17 protein-coding genes are annotated in these 18,370 nt (G+C 69.7%); 1 reads left to right on the forward strand and 16 read right to left on the reverse strand.

Features of this window, described 5'->3' with window-relative positions; translation table 11 throughout:
- Nucleotides 1-3 precede the first annotated feature (3 nt).
- From OX958_RS20675 to hisI, 15 genes are all read right to left on the reverse strand, one after another.
- A complete protein-coding gene (locus tag OX958_RS20675) occupies nucleotides 4-1,470 on the reverse strand; it encodes a glutamate synthase subunit beta (protein WP_270130663.1) in 1,467 nt (488 codons plus the stop codon).
- Nucleotides 1,470-6,008 (reverse strand): glutamate synthase large subunit, encoded by a 4,539-nt coding sequence (gene gltB / locus OX958_RS20680; protein ID WP_270130665.1) that lies wholly within the window; start codon nucleotides 6,006-6,008, stop codon nucleotides 1,470-1,472. The genes OX958_RS20675 and gltB overlap by 1 nt, the downstream gene beginning before the upstream one ends.
- A gap of 217 nt (nucleotides 6,009-6,225) precedes the next feature.
- On the reverse strand, nucleotides 6,226-6,576 hold the full coding sequence (locus OX958_RS20685) for a hypothetical protein (RefSeq protein WP_270130666.1): 351 nt from the start codon (nucleotides 6,574-6,576) through the stop codon (nucleotides 6,226-6,228).
- Nucleotides 6,577-6,586: 10 nt separating this feature from the next.
- A complete protein-coding gene (locus OX958_RS20690; protein ID WP_270130668.1) occupies nucleotides 6,587-7,354 on the reverse strand; it encodes a VIT1/CCC1 transporter family protein in 768 nt (255 codons plus the stop codon).
- On the reverse strand, nucleotides 7,347-8,606 hold the full coding sequence (gene lgt / locus OX958_RS20695; RefSeq protein ID WP_270130669.1) for a prolipoprotein diacylglyceryl transferase: 1,260 nt from the start codon (nucleotides 8,604-8,606) through the stop codon (nucleotides 7,347-7,349). The genes OX958_RS20690 and lgt overlap by 8 nt, the downstream gene beginning before the upstream one ends.
- Before the next feature lie 73 nt (nucleotides 8,607-8,679).
- Nucleotides 8,680-9,432: a DsbA family protein gene (locus OX958_RS20700; protein ID WP_270130670.1), complete on the reverse strand. Its 753-nt coding sequence runs from the start codon at nucleotides 9,430-9,432 to the stop codon at nucleotides 8,680-8,682.
- Complete coding sequence (locus OX958_RS20705; protein WP_270130672.1) at nucleotides 9,429-9,908, reverse strand: MauE/DoxX family redox-associated membrane protein; 480 nt, start codon at nucleotides 9,906-9,908, stop codon at nucleotides 9,429-9,431. The genes OX958_RS20700 and OX958_RS20705 overlap by 4 nt, the downstream gene beginning before the upstream one ends.
- On the reverse strand, nucleotides 9,905-10,567 hold the full coding sequence (locus OX958_RS20710) for an SCO family protein (protein WP_270130674.1): 663 nt from the start codon (nucleotides 10,565-10,567) through the stop codon (nucleotides 9,905-9,907). Before OX958_RS20710 ends, OX958_RS20705 begins: the two co-directional genes overlap by 4 nt.
- Before the next feature lie 7 nt (nucleotides 10,568-10,574).
- On the reverse strand, nucleotides 10,575-11,414 hold the full coding sequence (trpA, locus tag OX958_RS20715; protein WP_270130676.1) for a tryptophan synthase subunit alpha: 840 nt from the start codon (nucleotides 11,412-11,414) through the stop codon (nucleotides 10,575-10,577).
- Nucleotides 11,411-12,619 carry a tryptophan synthase subunit beta gene (gene trpB, locus OX958_RS20720; RefSeq protein WP_270130677.1) on the reverse strand — a complete coding sequence of 403 codons (1,209 nt, stop codon included), beginning with the start codon at nucleotides 12,617-12,619 and terminating at the stop codon, nucleotides 11,411-11,413. The genes trpA and trpB overlap by 4 nt, the downstream gene beginning before the upstream one ends.
- Before the next feature lie 50 nt (nucleotides 12,620-12,669).
- Nucleotides 12,670-13,476, reverse strand: a complete 807-nt coding sequence (gene trpC, locus OX958_RS20725) for an indole-3-glycerol phosphate synthase TrpC (protein ID WP_270130678.1) — start codon at nucleotides 13,474-13,476, stop codon at nucleotides 12,670-12,672.
- A gap of 15 nt (nucleotides 13,477-13,491) precedes the next feature.
- The gene (locus OX958_RS20730) at nucleotides 13,492-13,752 is read right to left on the reverse strand and encodes an HGxxPAAW family protein (RefSeq protein WP_270130679.1); all 261 of its coding nucleotides are present in this window, start codon (nucleotides 13,750-13,752) and stop codon (nucleotides 13,492-13,494) included.
- A gap of 56 nt (nucleotides 13,753-13,808) precedes the next feature.
- The gene (locus OX958_RS20735) at nucleotides 13,809-14,339 is read right to left on the reverse strand and encodes a Trp biosynthesis-associated membrane protein (protein ID WP_270130680.1); all 531 of its coding nucleotides are present in this window, start codon (nucleotides 14,337-14,339) and stop codon (nucleotides 13,809-13,811) included.
- The gene (locus OX958_RS20740) at nucleotides 14,339-15,829 is read right to left on the reverse strand and encodes an anthranilate synthase component I (protein WP_270130682.1); all 1,491 of its coding nucleotides are present in this window, start codon (nucleotides 15,827-15,829) and stop codon (nucleotides 14,339-14,341) included. The genes OX958_RS20735 and OX958_RS20740 overlap by 1 nt, the downstream gene beginning before the upstream one ends.
- On the reverse strand, nucleotides 15,826-16,155 hold the full coding sequence (gene hisI, locus OX958_RS20745) for a phosphoribosyl-AMP cyclohydrolase (protein ID WP_270130683.1): 330 nt from the start codon (nucleotides 16,153-16,155) through the stop codon (nucleotides 15,826-15,828). The genes OX958_RS20740 and hisI overlap by 4 nt, the downstream gene beginning before the upstream one ends.
- A 77-nt stretch (nucleotides 16,156-16,232) precedes the next feature.
- On the opposite strand from hisI, the gene OX958_RS20750 reads away from it, so the two are divergent.
- The gene (locus tag OX958_RS20750) at nucleotides 16,233-17,345 is read left to right on the forward strand and encodes a dipeptidase (RefSeq protein ID WP_270130685.1); all 1,113 of its coding nucleotides are present in this window, start codon (nucleotides 16,233-16,235) and stop codon (nucleotides 17,343-17,345) included.
- A gap of 8 nt (nucleotides 17,346-17,353) precedes the next feature.
- Here the strand turns inward: OX958_RS20750 and OX958_RS20755 are convergent, their stop codons facing one another.
- Nucleotides 17,354-18,220: a GNAT family N-acetyltransferase gene (locus OX958_RS20755; RefSeq protein WP_270130686.1), complete on the reverse strand. Its 867-nt coding sequence runs from the start codon at nucleotides 18,218-18,220 to the stop codon at nucleotides 17,354-17,356.
- Nucleotides 18,221-18,370 lie beyond the last annotated feature (150 nt).

Genomic DNA, 18,370 nt, shown 5'->3' on the forward strand with positions numbered 1-18,370 from the left:
CTGCTAGACGACCAAGGGGCGAGCGGTGGGTGGGATGGGTGTCGGCAAGGTCGACGAACCGGTCAGCAGGGCGTCCACGCCGGCCGCGCAGGAGCGGCCTTCGGCGATCGCCCAGACGATCAGCGACTGGCCCCGGCCGGCGTCACCGCAGGCGAAGACACCGTCGACCGACGTCTGGTAGGACTTGTCGCGCTTCACGTTGCCGCGCTCGTCCAGCTCGACGCCGAGCTGCTCCAGGAAGCCTTCCTTCTCCGGACCGAGGAAGCCCATCGCCAGCAGCACCAGCTGCGCGGGGATGGTGCGCTCGGAGCCCTCGACCGGCGTGAACCGGCCTTCGACCAGCTCCACCTCGATCAGGTCCAGACCAGAAACGTTGCCGTCGGCATCGGCGACGAAGTTGTTGGTCGAGACCGCGTAGACCCGGTCGCCGCCCTCCTCGTGCGCCGAGGCGACCCGGTAGATCATCGGGTACGTCGGCCACGGGTGGGCGTCCGGCCGCTCGTCGGAGGGCCGCGGCATGATCTCCAGTTGCGTCACGCTGCGGGCGCCCTGGCGGTGCGCAGTACCGAGGCAGTCCGCGCCGGTGTCGCCACCGCCGATGATCACCACGTCCTTGCCGGTGGCAAGGATCTGGTCCTCGACCGTCTCCCCCAGCGCGACCCGGTTGGCCTGCGGGAGGTACTCCATCGCCTGGTGGATCCCGGCGAACTCACGGCCCGGTACCGGCAGGTCGCGCGCCGCGGTGGCGCCGGTGGCGATCACGACGGCGTCGTAGCGCTGCTTGAGCTGGGTGCCGGTGACGTCCACGCCGACGTTGACGCCGGAGCGGAAGACCGTGCCCTCTTCCTTCATCTGCTGGATCCGGCGCTCGACCTGCGCCTTCTCCATCTTGAACTCCGGGATACCGAACCGCAGCAACCCACCCGGCGCCGAGGCGCGCTCGTAGACCGCGACGGTGTGCCCCGCCCGGGTCAGCTGCTGGGCGACGGCGAGCCCGGCCGGGCCGGAGCCGACGACCGCGATCGTCTTGCCGGTCAGCCACTCCGGCGGCTGGGGCCGGACGTCGCCGGACTCCCAGGCCTTGTCGATGATCGCGACCTCGACGTTCTTGATCGTCACCGGCTCCTGGTTGATCCCCAGCACGCAGGCCGGTTCACAGGGCGCCGGGCACAGCCGCCCGGTGAACTCCGGGAAGTTGTTGGTCGCGTGCAGCCGCTCGATCGCGCCGGTCCAGTCGTCGCGCCAGACCAGGTCGTTCCACTCCGGGATCAGGTTGCCCAGCGGGCAGCCGGTGTGGCAGAACGGGATCCCGCAGTCCATACAGCGGCCGGCCTGCTTGCCGATGATCGGCAGCAGCGCCTTGCCCGGTCCACCGGGGTAGACCTCTTTCCAGTCCTTCTTGCGTTCCTCCACCGGACGGCGCTCGGCGACCTCGCGCGGGGTGGTCAGGAATCCCTTCGGGTCAGCCATCAGATGGCCTCCATCATCGCTCGCGTGGTGGCGTCCTCGTCCAGCCCGTCGCGTTCGGCAGCCGCCTTGGCTGCCAGCACACGGGCGTAGTCACGAGGCATCACTGTTGTGAACCGTGCAGCGGCCGCTTGCCAGTCGGCGAGCAGCTTGGCCGCCCGTTCCGATCCGGTCTCCTCGTGGTGCCTGCGGACCAGGTCCTGCAGCAGCTCGGACTCGGCCTCGGTGAGCGGGAGCAGGTCGACCAGCTCCGGGTTCACCAGGGCGGAGTCCAGGTCGAGCACGTGGGCAACGCCGCCCGACATGCCCGCTGCGAAGTTGCGGCCGACCGCGCCGATGACGACGACCCGGCCACCCGTCATGTACTCGCAGGCGTGGTCGCCGACCGACTCGACCACGGCGGTGGCACCGGAGTTCCGGACACAGAACCGTTGCCCCGCGCCACCGTTGATGAACAGCTCACCCGACGTCGCGCCGTACGCGATCACGTTGCCGGCGATGATCTGGTCGGCGGCGTCGAACCGCGCCTCGCGGTCCGGGCGGATCACCACCCGGCCACCCGACAGGCCCTTGCCGACGTAGTCGTTGGCGTCGCCCTCCAGCCGCAGCGTGACCCCGCGGGGGACGAAGGCGGCGAACGAGTTGCCGGCCGACCCGGTGAAGGTCAGGTCGATGGTGCCGTCGGGCAGCCCGGCGGCCCGGTACTTCTTGGTGATCGCGTTGCCGAGCATGGTGCCGACGGTCCGGTTCACGTTCCGGATCGGCAGCTGCGCCCGGACCGGCTCGCCGTTGTCGATGGCCGGCCCGCAGATCCGGATCAGCTCGTTGTCGAGCGCCTTGTCCAGGCCGTGGTCCTGCAGCACGGTCTGGTGCCGCGAAGCACCCTCCGGCAGCGCGGGCACGTGCAGGATCGGCGACAGGTCGAGCCCGTCGGCCTTCCAGTGGTCGACCGCACGCTGGATGTCCAGGACGTCGGCGTGCCCGATCGCCTCGTTCAGCGTCCGGAATCCCAGCTCGGCCAGGTACTCACGGACCTCCTCGGCGATGAACTCGAAGAAGTTGACGACGAACTCGGGCTTGCCGGCGAACCGCTCCCGCAGTACCGGGTTCTGGGTGGCGACGCCGACCGGGCAGGTGTCCAGGTGGCAGACGCGCATCATGATGCAGCCCGAGACGACCAGCGGAGCGGTGGCGAAACCGTACTCCTCGGCGCCGAGCAGGGCGGCCACGACGACGTCCCGGCCGGTCTTCAGCTGACCGTCCGTCTGGACGACGATCCGGTCGCGCAAACCGTTCAGCAGCAGGGTTTGCTGGGTCTCGGCCAGGCCGAGCTCCCACGGTCCGCCGGCGTGCTTCAGCGACGTCAGCGGTGCGGCACCGGTACCACCGTCGTGACCGGAGATCAGTACGACGTCCGCGTGCGCCTTGCTGACCCCGGCCGCGATCGTGCCGACCCCGACCTCGGAGACCAGCTTCACGTGGATCCGGGCCAGCGGGTTGGCGTTCTTCAGGTCGTGGATCAGCTGGGCGAGATCCTCGATCGAGTAGATGTCGTGGTGCGGCGGCGGCGAGATCAGGCCGACGCCCGGCGTCGAGTGCCGGGTGCTGGCCACCCACGGGTAGACCTTGTGGCCGGGCAGCTGCCCGCCCTCGCCGGGCTTGGCGCCCTGCGCCATCTTGATCTGGATGTCGTCGGAGTTGGTCAGGTACTCCGAGGTGACGCCGAAGCGGCCCGACGCGACCTGCTTGATCGAGCTCCGGCGCTCCGGGTCGTGCAGGCGGTCGGAGTCCTCGCCACCCTCACCGGTGTTGGACTTGCCGCCGAGGCGGTTCATCGCGATCGCCAGCGTGGTGTGCGACTCGGCGCTGATCGAGCCGTAGCTCATCGCACCGGTCGAGAACCGCTTGACGATCTCCGAGACGGGCTCGACCTCGTCGATCGAGATCGGCTCGCGCCCCGACTTGAAGGCGAACAGTCCGCGCAGCGTCATCAACCGCTCCGACTGCTCGTCGACGCGGGACGTGTACTGCTTGAAGATGTCGTACCGCCCGGTGCGGGTGGAGTGCTGCAACCGGAACACGGTCTCGGGGTCGAACAGGTGCTGCTCGCCCTCGCGGCGCCACTGGTACTCGCCGCCGACCTCGAGCTTGCGGTGCGCCGCAACGATGCCGTCCGCGGGGTACGCGCGCAGGTGCCGGCGGCGGACCTCCTCGGCGATGACGTCGAGGCCGATGCCGCCGAGCTTGGACGACGTACCGGTGAAGTAGGTGTCGACCAGGTCGGCCGACAGCCCGTTGGCCTCGAAGATCTGGGCCCCCGTGTACGACGCGACGGTGGAGACGCCCATCTTCGACATCACCTTGAGCACGCCCTTGCCCAGCGACTTCACCAGGTTGCGGATCGCCTGCTCGGGCTCGATCCCCGGCAGGTAGGTGCCGCGGCGGCACAGGTCCTCGACGGACTCGAGCGCCAGGTACGGGTTGACGCAGGCCGCGCCGTAGCCGATCAGCAGGGCGACGTGGTGAACCTCGCGGACGTCACCGGCCTCGACCACCAGACCGACCTGGGTACGGGTCTTCTCCCTCACCAGGTGGTGATGAACCGCGGCGGTCAGCAGCAGCGACGGAATCGGCGCGTGCTCGGCGTTGGAGTGCCGGTCGGACAGCACCAGGATGCGGGCACCCCCGGCGATCGCCGCGTCGGCCTCGGCGCAGATCTCGTCCAGCCGGGCCTTCAGCGAAGCGCCGCCGCCCTCGACCTCGTAGTGACCGCGCAGCACGGTCGTCGCCAGGCCCGGCAGATCGCCGTCCAGGTTGATGTGGCGCAGCTTGGCAAGCTCGTCGTTGGTGATCACCGGGAACGGCAGCACCACCTGACGGCAGGACGCCGGGCCGGGGTCGAGCAGGTTCGCCTCGGGGCCCAGCGACGACGACAGCGAGGTGACGAGCTCTTCGCGGATCGCGTCCAGCGGCGGGTTGGTGACCTGGGCGAACAGCTGCGCGAAGTAGTCGAACAGCAGCCGGGGCCGGTCGCTCAGGATCGCGATCGGGGTGTCGGTGCCCATCGAGCCGATCGGCTCGGTGCCCAGCTTCGCCATCGGCGTGAGCAGGATGCGCAGCTCTTCCTCGGTGTAGCCGAAGACCTGCTGGCGGCGGGTGACCGAAGCGTGGCTGTGGACGACGTGCTCGCGCTCGTGCAGGTCCTCGAACCGGATCAGGCCGGCGTGCAGCCACTCGTCGTACGGGTGCTCGGCGGCCAGCGCCGACTTCACCTCGTCGTCGGTGATGATCCGGTGGCCCTCGACGTCGACCAGGAAGATCTTGCCGGGCTCGAGGCGGCCCTTCTGCACCACCGTGGCGGGGTCGATGTCGAGCACGCCGGCCTCGGAGGCCAGCACGACCAGGCCGTCCTCGGTGACCCAGTACCGCGAGGGGCGCAGGCCGTTGCGGTCGAGCACCGCGCCGACCTTGGTGCCGTCGGAGAAGACCACCGAGGCCGGTCCGTCCCAGGGCTCCATCACGGTGGAGTGGAACTCGTAGAACGCGCGGCGCTCGGCGTTCATCGTGGTGGCGTTCTCCCACGCCTCCGGGATCATCATCAGCATCGCGTGCGGCAGCGACCGGCCGCCCAGGTGCAGCAGCTCGAGCACCTCGTCGAACGAGGCCGAGTCGGACGCGCCCGGCGTACAGATCGGGAAGACCTGCTCCAGGTCACCGGGGATCAGGTCGCTGCTGAGCAGCGCCTCGCGGGCCCGCATCCAGTTGCGGTTGCCCTGCACGGTGTTGATCTCGCCGTTGTGGGCGATGTACCGGTACGGGTGCGCGAGCGGCCAGGACGGGAACGTGTTGGTGGAGAAGCGCGAGTGCACGATCCCGATCGCCGAGGCGAGGTCGGGGTCGGTCAGCTCGGGGAAGAACTTGTCCACCTGGTCGGTGGTCAGCATGCCCTTGTAGGTGATGGTGCGGCCCGACAGGGACGGGAAATAGGTGTCGGTCTCCTTCTCGGCGCGCTTGCGCAGCCGGAAGGCCATCCGCTCCAGCGCCAGGCCGAGCACCCGGCCGGTCTTGGCGGTCACGAACAGCTGCCGGAACGTCGGCATCACCGAGCGGGCGGTGGCACCGAGCAGTTCGGGAGCGGTCGGCATCTCCCGCCAGCCCAGGACGTCGAGGTTCTCCTCGGCCGCGAGCTCCTCGATCCGGGCGATCGCCTTGGCGGCGTCGTCGGGGTCCTGCGGGAGGAAGGCGATACCGGTCGCGTAGCTGCGTGCGACCGGCAACTCGAAGTCGCACACCCTGCGGTAGTACGCGTCCGGGATCTGGATCAGGATGCCGGCGCCGTCACCGGAGTCCGGCTCGGCACCGGAGGCACCACGGTGTTCCAGGTTGCGCAGGGCGGTCAGAGCCTTGGCCACGATGTCGTGACTCGGTTCACCGGTCAGGGTCGCGACAAAGGCGACACCACACGCGTCGTGCTCGTTGCGGCCGTCGTACAGGCCCTCGCTGGGCCTCTGCCACTTCGAAAGGGGGGCGCGACCATACATTCAGGGGCTCCCGTCGTCCTACGGTCAACTACTGGCCGCGGGACAACACTGGCCCAAGCCGGGAGTCCCGAGACTACCTCATGACGCCCACCGGCTGGACACACATTCCACCGCCGGGACGCCTTTCACATTCCACAACCGAGCTTCGCTACAGCTTGTAAGCAAACGCTCACTGCGGCGTCTACCCATAGTGACATCCGCGGGTTAAATCCGGGGGTCAGTGGTGGCTGCAGCGGCGCGCCAGGAGGCGTGGAACAAGTCGTAGCTGGGATATCTGGTGGTGACGGCTTCCTGCTGACTCGATCAGTCCGTGGTACTCCGGCAGCAGCGGGTGGCTGATCGACTCGGCCAGCGCGGCTGCGTTGCGCAGTACTCGCTCGCGCCGCTCGAAACCGGAGATCGGCTTCGGGTCTGCGGGGTCGCCCGCGGTTTTGACGAAGTACCGCTGACCTGCGATCTCGACGCCGTACGAGAGGTTGCCGGAGTCCTGGGTGTCGAACCTCGCGAACACCGTGCCCACCTGGTCGAGGTACTGCGCGGGCTGGTCGTCGATCGTCGCGGGAAACACCCGCGAGAGGCTAGCCGATGCCCGGACCGACGAGGGTGCCGACGAAGTAGGTGAGGGCCGCGGCGGCGCCGCCGAGCAGGAGCTGGCGGAGACCGGAGTACCACCAGGAGCGGGTGGTGACGCGGCTGACGACGGCTCCGCAGATGAAGAGGGCGGTGAGCGACATGATCAGGGCCGGGAGGACCGATGAGGCGCCCAGGAGGTAAGGCAACAGCGGGATCAGCGCGCCGATGGCGAAGCAGACGAACGACGACGCCGCCGCGACCACCGGTGAGGGAAGGTCGTTGGGGTCGAGCCCCAGTTCTTCGCGGACGTGCTCCTCGAGCGCCTGGTCCGGGTCGGCGTGGAACTGCCGGGCGACCTTGTCGGCCAGCTCCGGGTCGAGACCCTTGTGCTGATAGGTCTCGGAGAGCTCGCGTTCCTCCTCGCCCGGGTGCCGCTGGATCTCACGCCGCTCGACCTCGATCTCGGCGCGCGCCAGCTCCCGCTGCGAGGCGACCGAGGTGTACTCCCCCGCCGCCATCGAGAACGCACCGGCCGCCAGTCCGGCCAGCCCCGCCAGCACCACGAACCCGGAGCCGCTCTTGGTGCCGCCGTCCATCCCGGCGATCAACGCGAAGTTGGAGACCAGCCCGTCCATCGCTCCGAACACCGCGGGCCGCAGCCAGCCCCCGGTGACATCCCGATGCTGGTGGTCGTTGGTGTGCTCGGAAACCGCGGGCGCCGGCGCCGAAGAAACCTCTTCGTCGCCGGCCGCGGAGGTGCTGCTGTCAGTCACGGGACCCGTCTGGTGCCGGCCTGTCTCCCTCCACGGGGCTGTGCGGGCCGACCTCTTCGACAACCGGCTTGGTGACAGAAGCGGTGGAGACCGACGAGCCGGCGGTGGGGTGGTCGGCGGCAGACGGATTGCTGGTCGAGGCGATCTCGTCCGATGAACCATGAGTGGGAGCGGCGGAGTGTGTAACAGAGGCGGCGGAGGCTGCAGCCTTGTCGGTGGTGGAGTTTGCCGGCTCGTCCGGGGTGATGGAGTTTGCAGGCTCGTCCGGGGTGGTGGAGTTTGCCGGCTCGTCTGCGGTGGTGGAGTTTGCAGCCTCGTCCGCGGTGGTGGCGGCCGGTTCGTCTGTAGCGGAAGCGGCCGGCTCGTCCGCGGTGGCAGCGGCGCTGTCGGTCGGGGCGGGGTCGCCGGCCGGGGCGGAGACGTCTTCCTGGCCTGGCCGGAGCCGGGCGGAGACGACGAAGAACGCGACGGCGAGGACGAAGAGGACGATGGACGTCCAGACGTTCAGGCGGAGGCCGGCGAACTCGTTGACCGTGTCGATCCGGAGGTTCTCGATCCAGGCGCGCCCGGCGCAGTAGCCGGCGACGTACAGCGCGAAGGCGCGACCGTGGCCGAGCTTGTAGCGGCGGCCGACCAGGATCACCAGGGCGATCACGCCGAGGTTCCACAGGGCTTCGTACAGGAAGGTCGGGTGGAAGGTGCCGAAGTCCTGGAAGCCGTCCGGCCGGTGCACCGGGTCGATCTCCAGGCCCCACCAGTGGTTGGTCGGGCGCCCGAAGAGCTCCTGGTTGAAGTAGTTGCCGAAGCGGCCGATCACCTGCGCCAGCGCGATGCCCGGCGCCATCGCGTCGGCGACCGCCAGGAACGGCACCTTGTGACGGCGGCAGGCGATCCATGCGCCGAGGGCTCCAAAGCCGACCGCGCCCCAGATCCCCAGCCCGCCGTTCCAGATCTTCAGCGCGTCGATCGGGTGCTTGCCCTCACCGAAGTACAGCTCGGCGTCGGTGAGCACGTGGTAGATCCGCGCGCCGACCAGGCCGAACGGCACCGCCCACATGATCACGTCGGCCAGTACTTCGGCCGAGCCACCGCGGGCGACCCAGCGTTTCCGGCCGAGCCAGTAGCCGGCGAAGATGCCGATCAGGATGCAGATGGCGTAGGCACGCAACGGCAGCGGGCCGAGGTGCCAGACGCCCTGGCTGGGACTGGGAATGAACGCCGGAACGATCACGGCAGGCAGCTGACTAGACATGGCAGTCGGGAATCTACCCGTCCCGCCCCGACCGCGACCACCGACCCGTGGTCACGATTGGGAACGGAGCGGGTCAGCTGATCCCGCTGACGGCGGCCTTGATGCCGTCGACGGTCAACTGCTCGCCGTCCAGCCGCTTGCCGTTCACGAAGACCGTCGGGGTCCCGGTCACCTCGCGCTTGGTGGACGCGTCGGAGATCGAGTCCAGCCAGCCCTTGTAGCTGTTGTCCTTGACCGCGGCCTCGAACTTCGCGTCACCGATGCCGAGTTTCTTGCCCAGCTCGAGCAGCTGGTCGGTCGTCCAGGCCTTGGTGAAGTCCTCGAACATCTCGTCGGCGTAGGTCAGCGCCTTGCCGTTCGCGGCAGCCGCTGCGAAGGCGTTGGCCAACCGCGGCGACGCCTCGGGGTTGACGAAGTCCATCGGCCAGTAGGTCAGCGTGGCGGTTCCGTCCTCGACCAGCGCGTCGATCGCCGGCCCGGTCTCGCGCTCGAACTCCGCGCAGTGCGGGCAGCGGAAGTCGAGGTACACGTCGATGTGCGTCTTCGCGCCCTCCTTGCCGACCGTGACGCCCTCACCGCTCTTGCCCGGCGCGGTGATCATGGCCGGCTCGACCCGGCCGTCGGAGCTCACCTCGACCGACGAGTTCTTGCGCCAGTAGTCGACGCCGACGGCCGCGACCAGCGCAAGCACCACGATGCCGACGATCACGATGCCCGGCCCGATCCGGCGCTTCTTCGGCTGCACCAGCGGGTTGGCCACCGGCTTCGACGGACCTTTGACCGGACGGTTGGCAGCACCTTTGCCGCGACCCTTGGACTTGCTCACGACGCTGTGACTCCTGTCGGGGTGTGAGGTTCCGCTTCCAGAGCGAACTTGCTGAACGGCTTGACGAACAACCAGGCCGCGAGTGCCACCAGGCCGACGTCGCGCAGGATCTCCTGCAGGTACTTCGTCTCGCCGGGCGCGACCTGACCGCCACCGCCGAAGCAGCCGCAGTCGATCGCCAGGCCGCGGGCCCAGGCAGACGCCACGGCGGCGATGAACAACAGCATCAGAACGCCGGCCGCGACGGCCGCCGGGCGGACGCCGTACCCGACGATCAGCAGGATCCCGATCACGATCTCCAGGAACGGCAGCAGCAACCCGACGATGCCGTCGAATCCCTGCGGGAGCAGCTCGTAGGCCCGGACCGCCTGGGTCGCGGCCTCCGGATCGGTCACCTTCAGCGCGCCGGCGACCAGCAGCACGCCACCGAGAGCCAGTCTCGCGACCAGCGAGATCCACGGGTACCAGACCTTCACCGGTTGTCCTCCACCAGCTTGCCGAAGTCGTGCGCCATGTCACCGATCGCCGCGTTCGACAGCCAGAGCACACCGGCCTTGTCGTTCTTGCCGAACCCGAGCACCTGCGCGCCGTGACCGACCTCGTAGCCACCCGACGGCAGCTTCTTCATCCCCTCGACCGGTACGCCGACCGCCTTGGCGATCTCCTTGATCGAGCCCAGCGACCCGGTCAGCCCGACGAACGCCGGATCGAACCGGTCCAGGTACTTGCGGATCACCGGCCCGGTGTCACGCGACGGGTCGGTGGTGATGAACAGCACCTGCACCTGGTCCCGCACCGACTCGTCCAGCTTGGTCAGCGCCGACGCGACGTCGGCCATCACGGTCGGGCAGACGTCCGGGCAGTTGGTGTAGCCGAAGAACACCAGCGTGACCGGCTTCCTGGTCGAGGTGACCAGGTTGAACTCGTTGCCGCCGGTATCGGTCAGCACCTTGGCCGGTAACGCGTACGGCCGGTCCAGGGTTGCTCCCCGCAACCCGTTCGGATCCCCTGCCGGGGTCCTGATGATGGCCCCGCCGGGGTTGTCCGCTGTCTGCTTCTGCCCGCCGCTGCAGCCCACGAGGGCAAGCAGAGCCACCGCGGCGAAGAAAACGGCCGCGTTCCTGGTTCGACTCACGAGTGGGTTAACGGTCGAGGAGCTTGCGGGGTTCCCGCCGGACGCCCTCGGCCAGACTTTCGGCCAGTTCCCGTACGCCGGCCGCACCGCCCGCGTCCAGCGCCTTCACGAAGGCCGAACCGACGATGACGGCATCCGCGTACGCCGCGACGCCCGCCGCCTGGTCCCCGTTGGAGACCCCGAGACCGACGCCGACCGGGATCGAGGTGGTCGCCTTCGTCCGGGCGACCAGCGGCGAAGCCAGGTCGGAGGCCTGCTCGCGAGCGCCCGTGACGCCCATCACCGCGGTCGCGTAGACGAAGCCGCGGCAGTTGGCAGTGGTGAACGCGATCCGCTGGTCGGTCGAGGACGGCGAGACCAGGAACACCTTGTCGAGGTCGAACTTGTCGGCCGCCGCGATCCACTCGGCGCCTTCGTCGGGGATCAGGTCGGGCGTGATCAGCCCCGCTCCCCCGGCGGCGGCGAAGTCGGCCGCGAACCGGTCCACGCCGTACCGCTCGATCGGGTTCCAGTACGTCATCACCAGCACCGGCACGTCGGAGTACGCCGCGATCTTCTCGACCGTGGCGAGCACGTCGCGGGTGCGCAGCCCGTTGGCGAGCGCGGTCTCGGCGGCGCGCTGGATGGTGATGCCGTCCATCACGGGATCGCTGTACGGCAGGCCGATCTCGAGCACGTCGGCACCGCCGTCGACCAGCGCCTTGATCGCGTCGATCCCACCGTCGATGGTCGGGTAGCCGGCCGGCAGATAGGCGACCAGCGCGGCGCGACCTTCGTCGTTGGCCTTCCGGATCGCCTGCCCGGAACGACCCCGGCCGTCGTTGCCCAGGGCAACTTCGTCGCTCATGCCTTGCCGTCCCCGTCGATCAGGCCGAACCAGGTTCCGGCCGTGTCCATGTCCTTGTCACCGCGGCCGGACAGGCAGACCAGGATGGTCGCGTCCGGGCCCAGCTCCTTGGCGATCTCCAGCGTGCCGGCGATCGCGTGCGCCGACTCGATCGCCGGAATGATGCCTTCGGTCTTGGCCAGCAGCCGCAGCGACTCCATCGCGTCCGCGTCCGACACCGGCCGGTACGACGCCCGCCCGGTCTCCGCCAGCCACGAGTGCTCCGGACCGACGCCCGGGTAGTCCAGTCCGGCCGAGATCGAGTGCGACTCGATGGTCTGCCCGTCCTCGTCCTGCAACAGGTAGGACCGAGCACCGTGCAGTACGCCGATCTGCCCGGCGGTGATCGTCGCCGCGTGCCGCCCGGTCTCGTAGCCGTCGCCACCCGCCTCGATGCCGTACAGCTTCACGTTGCTGTCCGGGACGAACGCCGCGAACAGGCCGATCGCGTTCGACCCGCCACCGACGCAGGCGACCGCCGCGTCGGGCAGCCGGCCGAGCAGCTCGAGCGACTGGGCCCGTGCCTCGTCGCCGATGCCGCGGACGAAGTCGCGCACCATCGCGGGGAACGGGTGGCCACCGGCCGCCGTACCCAGCAGGTAGTGGGTGTTGTCGACGCTGGAGACCCAGTCGCGCAGGGCCTCGTTGATCGCGTCCTTCAGCGTGCGGCTACCGGTCTTGACCGGGATCACCTCGGCGCCGAGCAGCTTCATCCGCGCCACGTTCAGCGCCTGCCGCTCGGTGTCGACCTCGCCCATGTAGACGACGCACTCGAGGTCCAGGTAGGCGCAGGCGGTCGCCGTGGCGACGCCGTGCTGACCGGCACCGGTCTCGGCGATGACGCGGGTCTTGCCCATCCGCTTGGTCAGCAGGGCCTGGCCGAGCACGTTGCGGATCTTGTGCGCGCCGGTGTGGTTCAGGTCCTCACGCTTGAGCAGGATCCTGGCCCCGGCGACCTCGGACAGCCGGGTCGCGTCGAACAGCAGGCTGGGCACGCCGGCGTACTCGCGCAGCAGCCGGCCGAACTCACCGGTGAACGCGGGGTCGGCCATGGCCTCCTGCCAGGCGGCCGTCAGCTCGTCGAGCGGGCCGATCAGCGCCTCCGGCATGAACCTGCCGCCGAAGCGGCCGAAGTGCCCGAGCTGGTCGGGCAACACAGCAGTCATGTCTGGCCTTCCAGAGAATTTCCCCTGCCTGAGCAGGGGAATCTCGACGTCTAGTGACGCTGCTGGATGGCGGGGTGCGATCCCGCAGCGACGAGATCGGCGACCGAGGCCCGCGGATCGCGGCCGGTCACCAGGGTTTCACCGACGAGGACGACATCGGCCCCGGCGCGCGCGAACTCGATTACATCATGCGGACCCCGGACGCCGGACTCCGCCACCCGGATCAGGTTGGTCGGGATCACCGGCGCGACCCGCGCGAAGGTCGAGCGGTCCACCTCGAGCGTCTTCAGGTTGCGGTTGTTGACGCCGATCACCTGAGCCCCCGCGTCCACCGCACGCAGGGTTTCCTCCTCGTCGTGCACCTCGACCAGCGGGGTCAGCCCGATCGAGGAGGCCCGCTCGATCAGCGAGACCAGCGCCTCCTGCTCGAGCGCGGCGACGATCAGCAGGATCATGTCGGCTCCGGCCGCCCGGGCCTCCCAGAGCTGGTAGGAGGACACGATGAAGTCCTTGCGCAGCACCGGTACGTCGACCCGGCCGCGGACGGCGCGCAGGTCCTCCAGGCTGCCACCGAAGCGGCGTCCCTCGGTCAGCACGCTGATCGCGGCGGCACCGCCCTCGGCGTACTCGAACGCGAGCGCCGCCGGGTCGGCGATGTCGGCCAGGGCACCCTTGGACGGGCTGGACCGCTTCACCTCGGCGATGATCGCGATCCCGTCGCCGCGGAACACCGGCATCGGGTCCTTGGCGTCAGGCTTGCGCTGCGCCTCCAGCTTCAGGTCGTCCAGGCTGGTTCGCGCCTGGCGCTCCGCGAGGTCCTCCCGGACCCCGGCGAGGATGTCGTCAAGCACAGTCATGATTCGGTCCGTCCGTCAGGAGTGGTCGCTGGACTTGGCACCGAAGCCGAGCAGCTGCATCACCTTGCCGACCAGGCCGCCGGCAAGGGCGATCCCGACCGAGATCCAGAACAACAGCCAGTTCGGGCCCATCACCATCGCGATGGCACCGAGGGTGAAACCCACCAGCACGATCACTACGGCGGTCCACGCAGCCGGAGTGCTGCCGTGGTGCCCGCCCGCGTGAGCTTCGTCGCTCTCGTAGCTCACCGGTTGATCCGTCGTCGTCTTGTCCATCGTTGGGCCCACTCCTCGTCGTCGTCCCGTCCTATTGTGGCGGTTGCCTCCGACAGTCAGACCGTCGGGTCCTCACCTGCGTCGATCGCCTTCCATTGGTCCGCCGGTGTCACGGCCGGATCACGCTCGTACCGCTGGGTGGCACGCCGCCATCGGTGCGCCGTCAGCGCGGCAACGATCCCGGCCGCGATCAGGGCGATGCCGCCTGCCAGCGCCAGCCAGGGCGCCGGACCGGTACTCAGTGACACCGAGTCGGTCACCGCTTCGCTGAGCTCGGGCCGTTGCCTGCCCAGCTCGGCGACCGCCGGGCGCACCTGGAGAGCCACCGTGACCGCCGCGACCCCGAGCACGACCATCAGCGCGGCCAGCACCCGGCGCAGCGCCGTTCCGGCGAGCTTGGTGACGATGACGGCCACGGCCGAGGCCAGCGCCAGCGTGACCGGCGCCCGGGTCACGTCATGGCCCTTGAAGTTCACCACCGGTCTGCCGCCACCCGGGTCGGCGATCGACCAGTTCAGGTACGCCGCGAGCGCGAGCAACGCCAGCGCCACCAGGGCCAGCAGATCGACCAGTCGCTGGGAGCGCATCAGACCTCGGAGAACGTTCCGGCGACGGCGATGGCGTTCAGCACCGCGGCGGCCTTGGTGCGGCACTCCGCGTCCTCCGAGGCCGGGTCCGAGTCCGCGACGATGCCGGCACCGGCCTGGACGTAGGCCGTCGAGCCGCGCAGGACCGCCGTCCGGATGGCGATCGCCGTGTCGGCGTCACCGGCGAAGTCGAGATAGCCGACCACACCGCCGTACACGCCGCGGCGGGTGACCTCCAGCTTGTCGATGATCTCCATCGCCCGCGGTTTCGGTGCTCCCGACAGCGTCCCTGCCGGGAAGGCCGCGGTGAGCGCGTCGAAGGCGGTCTTGCCCGCCTGCAGCCGGCCGGTGACGGTCGACTCCAGGTGCATCACGTGGCTGTACCGGCGGACGTCCATGAAGTCGACCACCTCGACCGTGCCGGGCGCGCAGACCCGGCCGACGTCGTTGCGGCCGAGGTCGACCAGCATCAGGTGCTCGGCGCGCTCCTTGGCGTCGGCGCGCAGCTCCTCCTCCAGCGCCCGGTCCTCCTCCGGCGTGCCGCCGCGGGGGCGGGTGCCGGCGATCGGGTGCAGGATCACCTTGTTGTCGGTGACCTTGACCAGCGCCTCGGGGCTGGACCCGACGATGTCGAAGCCGTCCAGGCGGACGAGGTACATGTACGGGCTCGGGTTCGAGCGGCGCAGCACCCGGTAGATGTCGAGGGCGCTCGCGGAGGTCTGCAGCTCGAACCGCTGCGAGACGACGATCTGGAACGCCTCACCCGCCCGGATCTCCTCCTTGGCGGTCTCCACTGCCTGCCGGTACTCCGCGCTGGAGCGCTGCCGGTGCGGGTCTGGCAGCGCGCCGCGGTCGGCCTTCACCACGTACGACGGGGTGGGCCGGGCCAGATCGCGTTCCATCGCGTCGAGCCGGCGGACGGCGTCGGCGTACGACTCGTCCACCCGCTCGTCGGAGTCGTCCCAGTTGACCGCGTTCGCGATCAGCCAGATCTCGCCGGTCTCGTGGTCGAGCGCGGCCAGGTCGGTGGCGAACAGGAAGGTCAGCTCGGGCAGCCCGAGGTCGTCGGTCGTTGTGTCCGGCAACTTCTCCAGCCGGCGGACCGCGTCGTACCCGAGGAAGCCGACCATGCCACCGGTCAGCGGGGGCAGGTCGGGCAGCCGCGGCGTGTGCAGGATCTCCAGCGTCTCCCGCAGCGCCTGCAGCGGATCACCGGTCTGCGGCAGGCCGACCGGCGGCTTGCCGGTCCAGACCGCCTCGCCGTTGCGCTCGGTCAGCGTCGCGGCACTGCGGACGCCGATGAACGAGTACCGCGACCAGACGCCGCCGTTCTCCGCCGACTCCAGCAGGAAGGTGCCCTCGCGCTCGGCCGTGAGCTTGCCGTAGACGCCGATCGGGGTCTCCGCGTCGGCGAGCAGCCGTCGCGTCACCGGGATGACCCGGCGGTCCTTGGCGTACTCGCGGAAGGTCTCCAGGTCGGGAGAGTTCATGCCTGGACCTCGATCTCACCGTGCTCGAAGCAGCTCCGGGTGCCCTTGTGACAGGCCGGACCCTCCTGATCGACCAGGACCAGCAGGGTGTCGGCGTCGCAGTCGACCAGGATCTGCTTCACGTGCTGGCGATGCCCGGAGGTCTCCCCCTTCACCCAGTACTCCTGGCGGCTGCGCGACCAGAAGGTGCCGCGCCCGGTCGCCGCGGTCCGGCGGACGGCTTCGGCGTTCATCCAGCCGACCATCAGCACCTCGCGGGTGTCGTACTGCTGCACCACCGCGGGGATCAGCCCGGCCGAGTCGAAGGTGAGTTCTTCGGTGTCCACAGCAGCATTGTCCCGCATCCCGCCGACGGCCCCGACCACGCGGTGCGGGAGGTGGACAATCCTGACAAGATGTCGGGATGACCTCCAGTGTTGCCCGGGTGCAGGGACTGTTGCAGGACCATCCGCTGATCGACGGCCACAACGATCTGCCGATCGCCTTCTACGAGCTGGCCGGGTACGACCTGGACGCCCACGACCTGAGCATCTCGGTGCCGAGGCTGAACACCGATCTCCCCCGGCTGCGGCTCGGCCAGGTGGCGGCGCAGTTCTGGTCGTTGTGGGTGCCGCAGGACGGCGACGCGGTCCGCCGGACGTTCGAGCAGATCGACTTCGTGCAGCGGATGGTCGCGCGCTTCCCCGAGTCGCTGCAGCTCGCCGCCACGGCCGACGACGTGGACGCCGCCTTCAAGGAGCGCCGGATCGCCTCGCTGATGGGGATGGAGGGCGGCCACTCGATCGGTGAGTCGCTCGGCGTGCTGCGGGTGATGCGCGCGCTCGGCGTGCGGTACATGACGCTCACCCACAACAACAACGTGTCCTGGGCCGACTCGGCGACCGACGAGCCGGTGCTCGGCGGGCTGAACTCGTTCGGCGAGGAGGTCGTCCGGGAGATGAACCGGATCGGCATGCTGGTCGACCTGTCGCACGTCTCGGCCGACACCATGCGGCACGCGCTGCGGGTGACGAACGCCCCGGTGATCTTCAGCCACTCCTCGGCGCGCGCGGTCTGCGACGTACCGCGGAACGTGCCCGACGACGTCCTGCGGACGCTGACCGGCAACGACGGCGTGTGCATGGTGACCTTCGTGCCGTACTTCGTCTCGCAGGCCTACGTCGACTGGGTCGCCGGAGCGCGCGAGGTGGCCGGCGGGCTCGAGCTCGATCCGCTGGTGCCGGCCGAGCAGAGGAAGCTGAAGGAGGCCTACGACGTACCGAAGCCGCGCATCACGCTCGACGACGTCGTCGCGCACGTCGAGCACGTGCGCGAGGTGGCCGGGGTCGACCACATCGGGCTGGGTGGCGACTACGACGGCTGCCCGGAGTTTCCCGACGGGCTGCCGGACGTCGCGTCGTACCCGTCGCTGTTCTACGCCCTGGCCGATCGCGGCTGGAGCGACCAGGACCTGGCGAAGCTTGCCGGAGGCAACATCCTCCGGGTGCTCCGCGCTGCCGACGAGCTAGCCGAGTAGCCGCCCGGCTAGCCGGGGCGGTACATGTCGCGAACCAGCGCCAGTGGCTCGAAACCGCCCGCCTGGTAGGTCGAGACCGCGCCGATGTTGGAGGCCGGCGTGCTGACCAGGGCGGTCGACGCGCCGAGCTCCCGCAATTTCGAGGCCGCCGCGCGCGTGATCGCCTCGCCGTACCCACGGCCGCGGTGGTCGCGGTGCACGCCCATCGGCTCGATCAGGCCGGGCTTTCCCTCACCTGCCGACCACACGGTCACACAGGCGACCCCGACGCCGTGCTCGTCGCGGCCGACCAGGCAGCGTGCCGTCGCGTACGCCGAGCCGGCGGCCATAGCGTGCCAGCGATCGTCGGAGAAGGTCGAGCCGTCGAAGGAGGCGCGCTGCAGCGCCACACGCTCGGAAGCACTCTGCGGCCCGACCACCTCGATCGTCAGAGCCGACTGCTCCGTCCCATCGGCGAGGTGGTGACGAAGGGGCTGCCATGGGTCGTCCTGGATCCAGCCGTCCTTGGCCAGCAACTCCTGCAGCAGCGCGTGCGCCGGAGCCTCGACGTAGACCTTGCCCTCGATCAGTACGTCGCGGTCCGGCTCGCGGCAGTCCTCGAGGATCCGCTGGTTCAGCTCTTCGTCGCCGAGGAGGTCCGGTGCGTAGGCGAGCCGCAGCAGATCGGGCTCGTCCAGCATCCCGATCGCGAGTGTCCGGCCGTCGCGCTCCCACACGCGCACCGCCCCGGCGGCCCGCTCGTCCCCGAACCGCCAGAACCAGCCGAGGTCGCCCGGGTGCAGCTGCACGGGTCCCTCTTCGCTCTGCCACTCCCCCAGCTGTTCCACCAACCGCGCCAGCCCGTCGACCGCGGGCGTCTGCAACCGAATCGTCATAGCCCCATCAGACACCACCCCGTCGCCGTGGCGCACTCGACTTTCCGGCGGCTGCTGCCGGTCTTCCGCGGCCTCGGGGCGAGCGGGCGCCGACGGGATGTTTGTGGATCAGGGCGTGGGGCACGGGGGTGGTTCACCGCAATCGATGCT

It is taken from the genome of Kribbella sp. CA-293567 (genome assembly GCF_027627575.1).
GTDB lineage: Bacteria > Actinomycetota > Actinomycetes > Propionibacteriales > Kribbellaceae > Kribbella.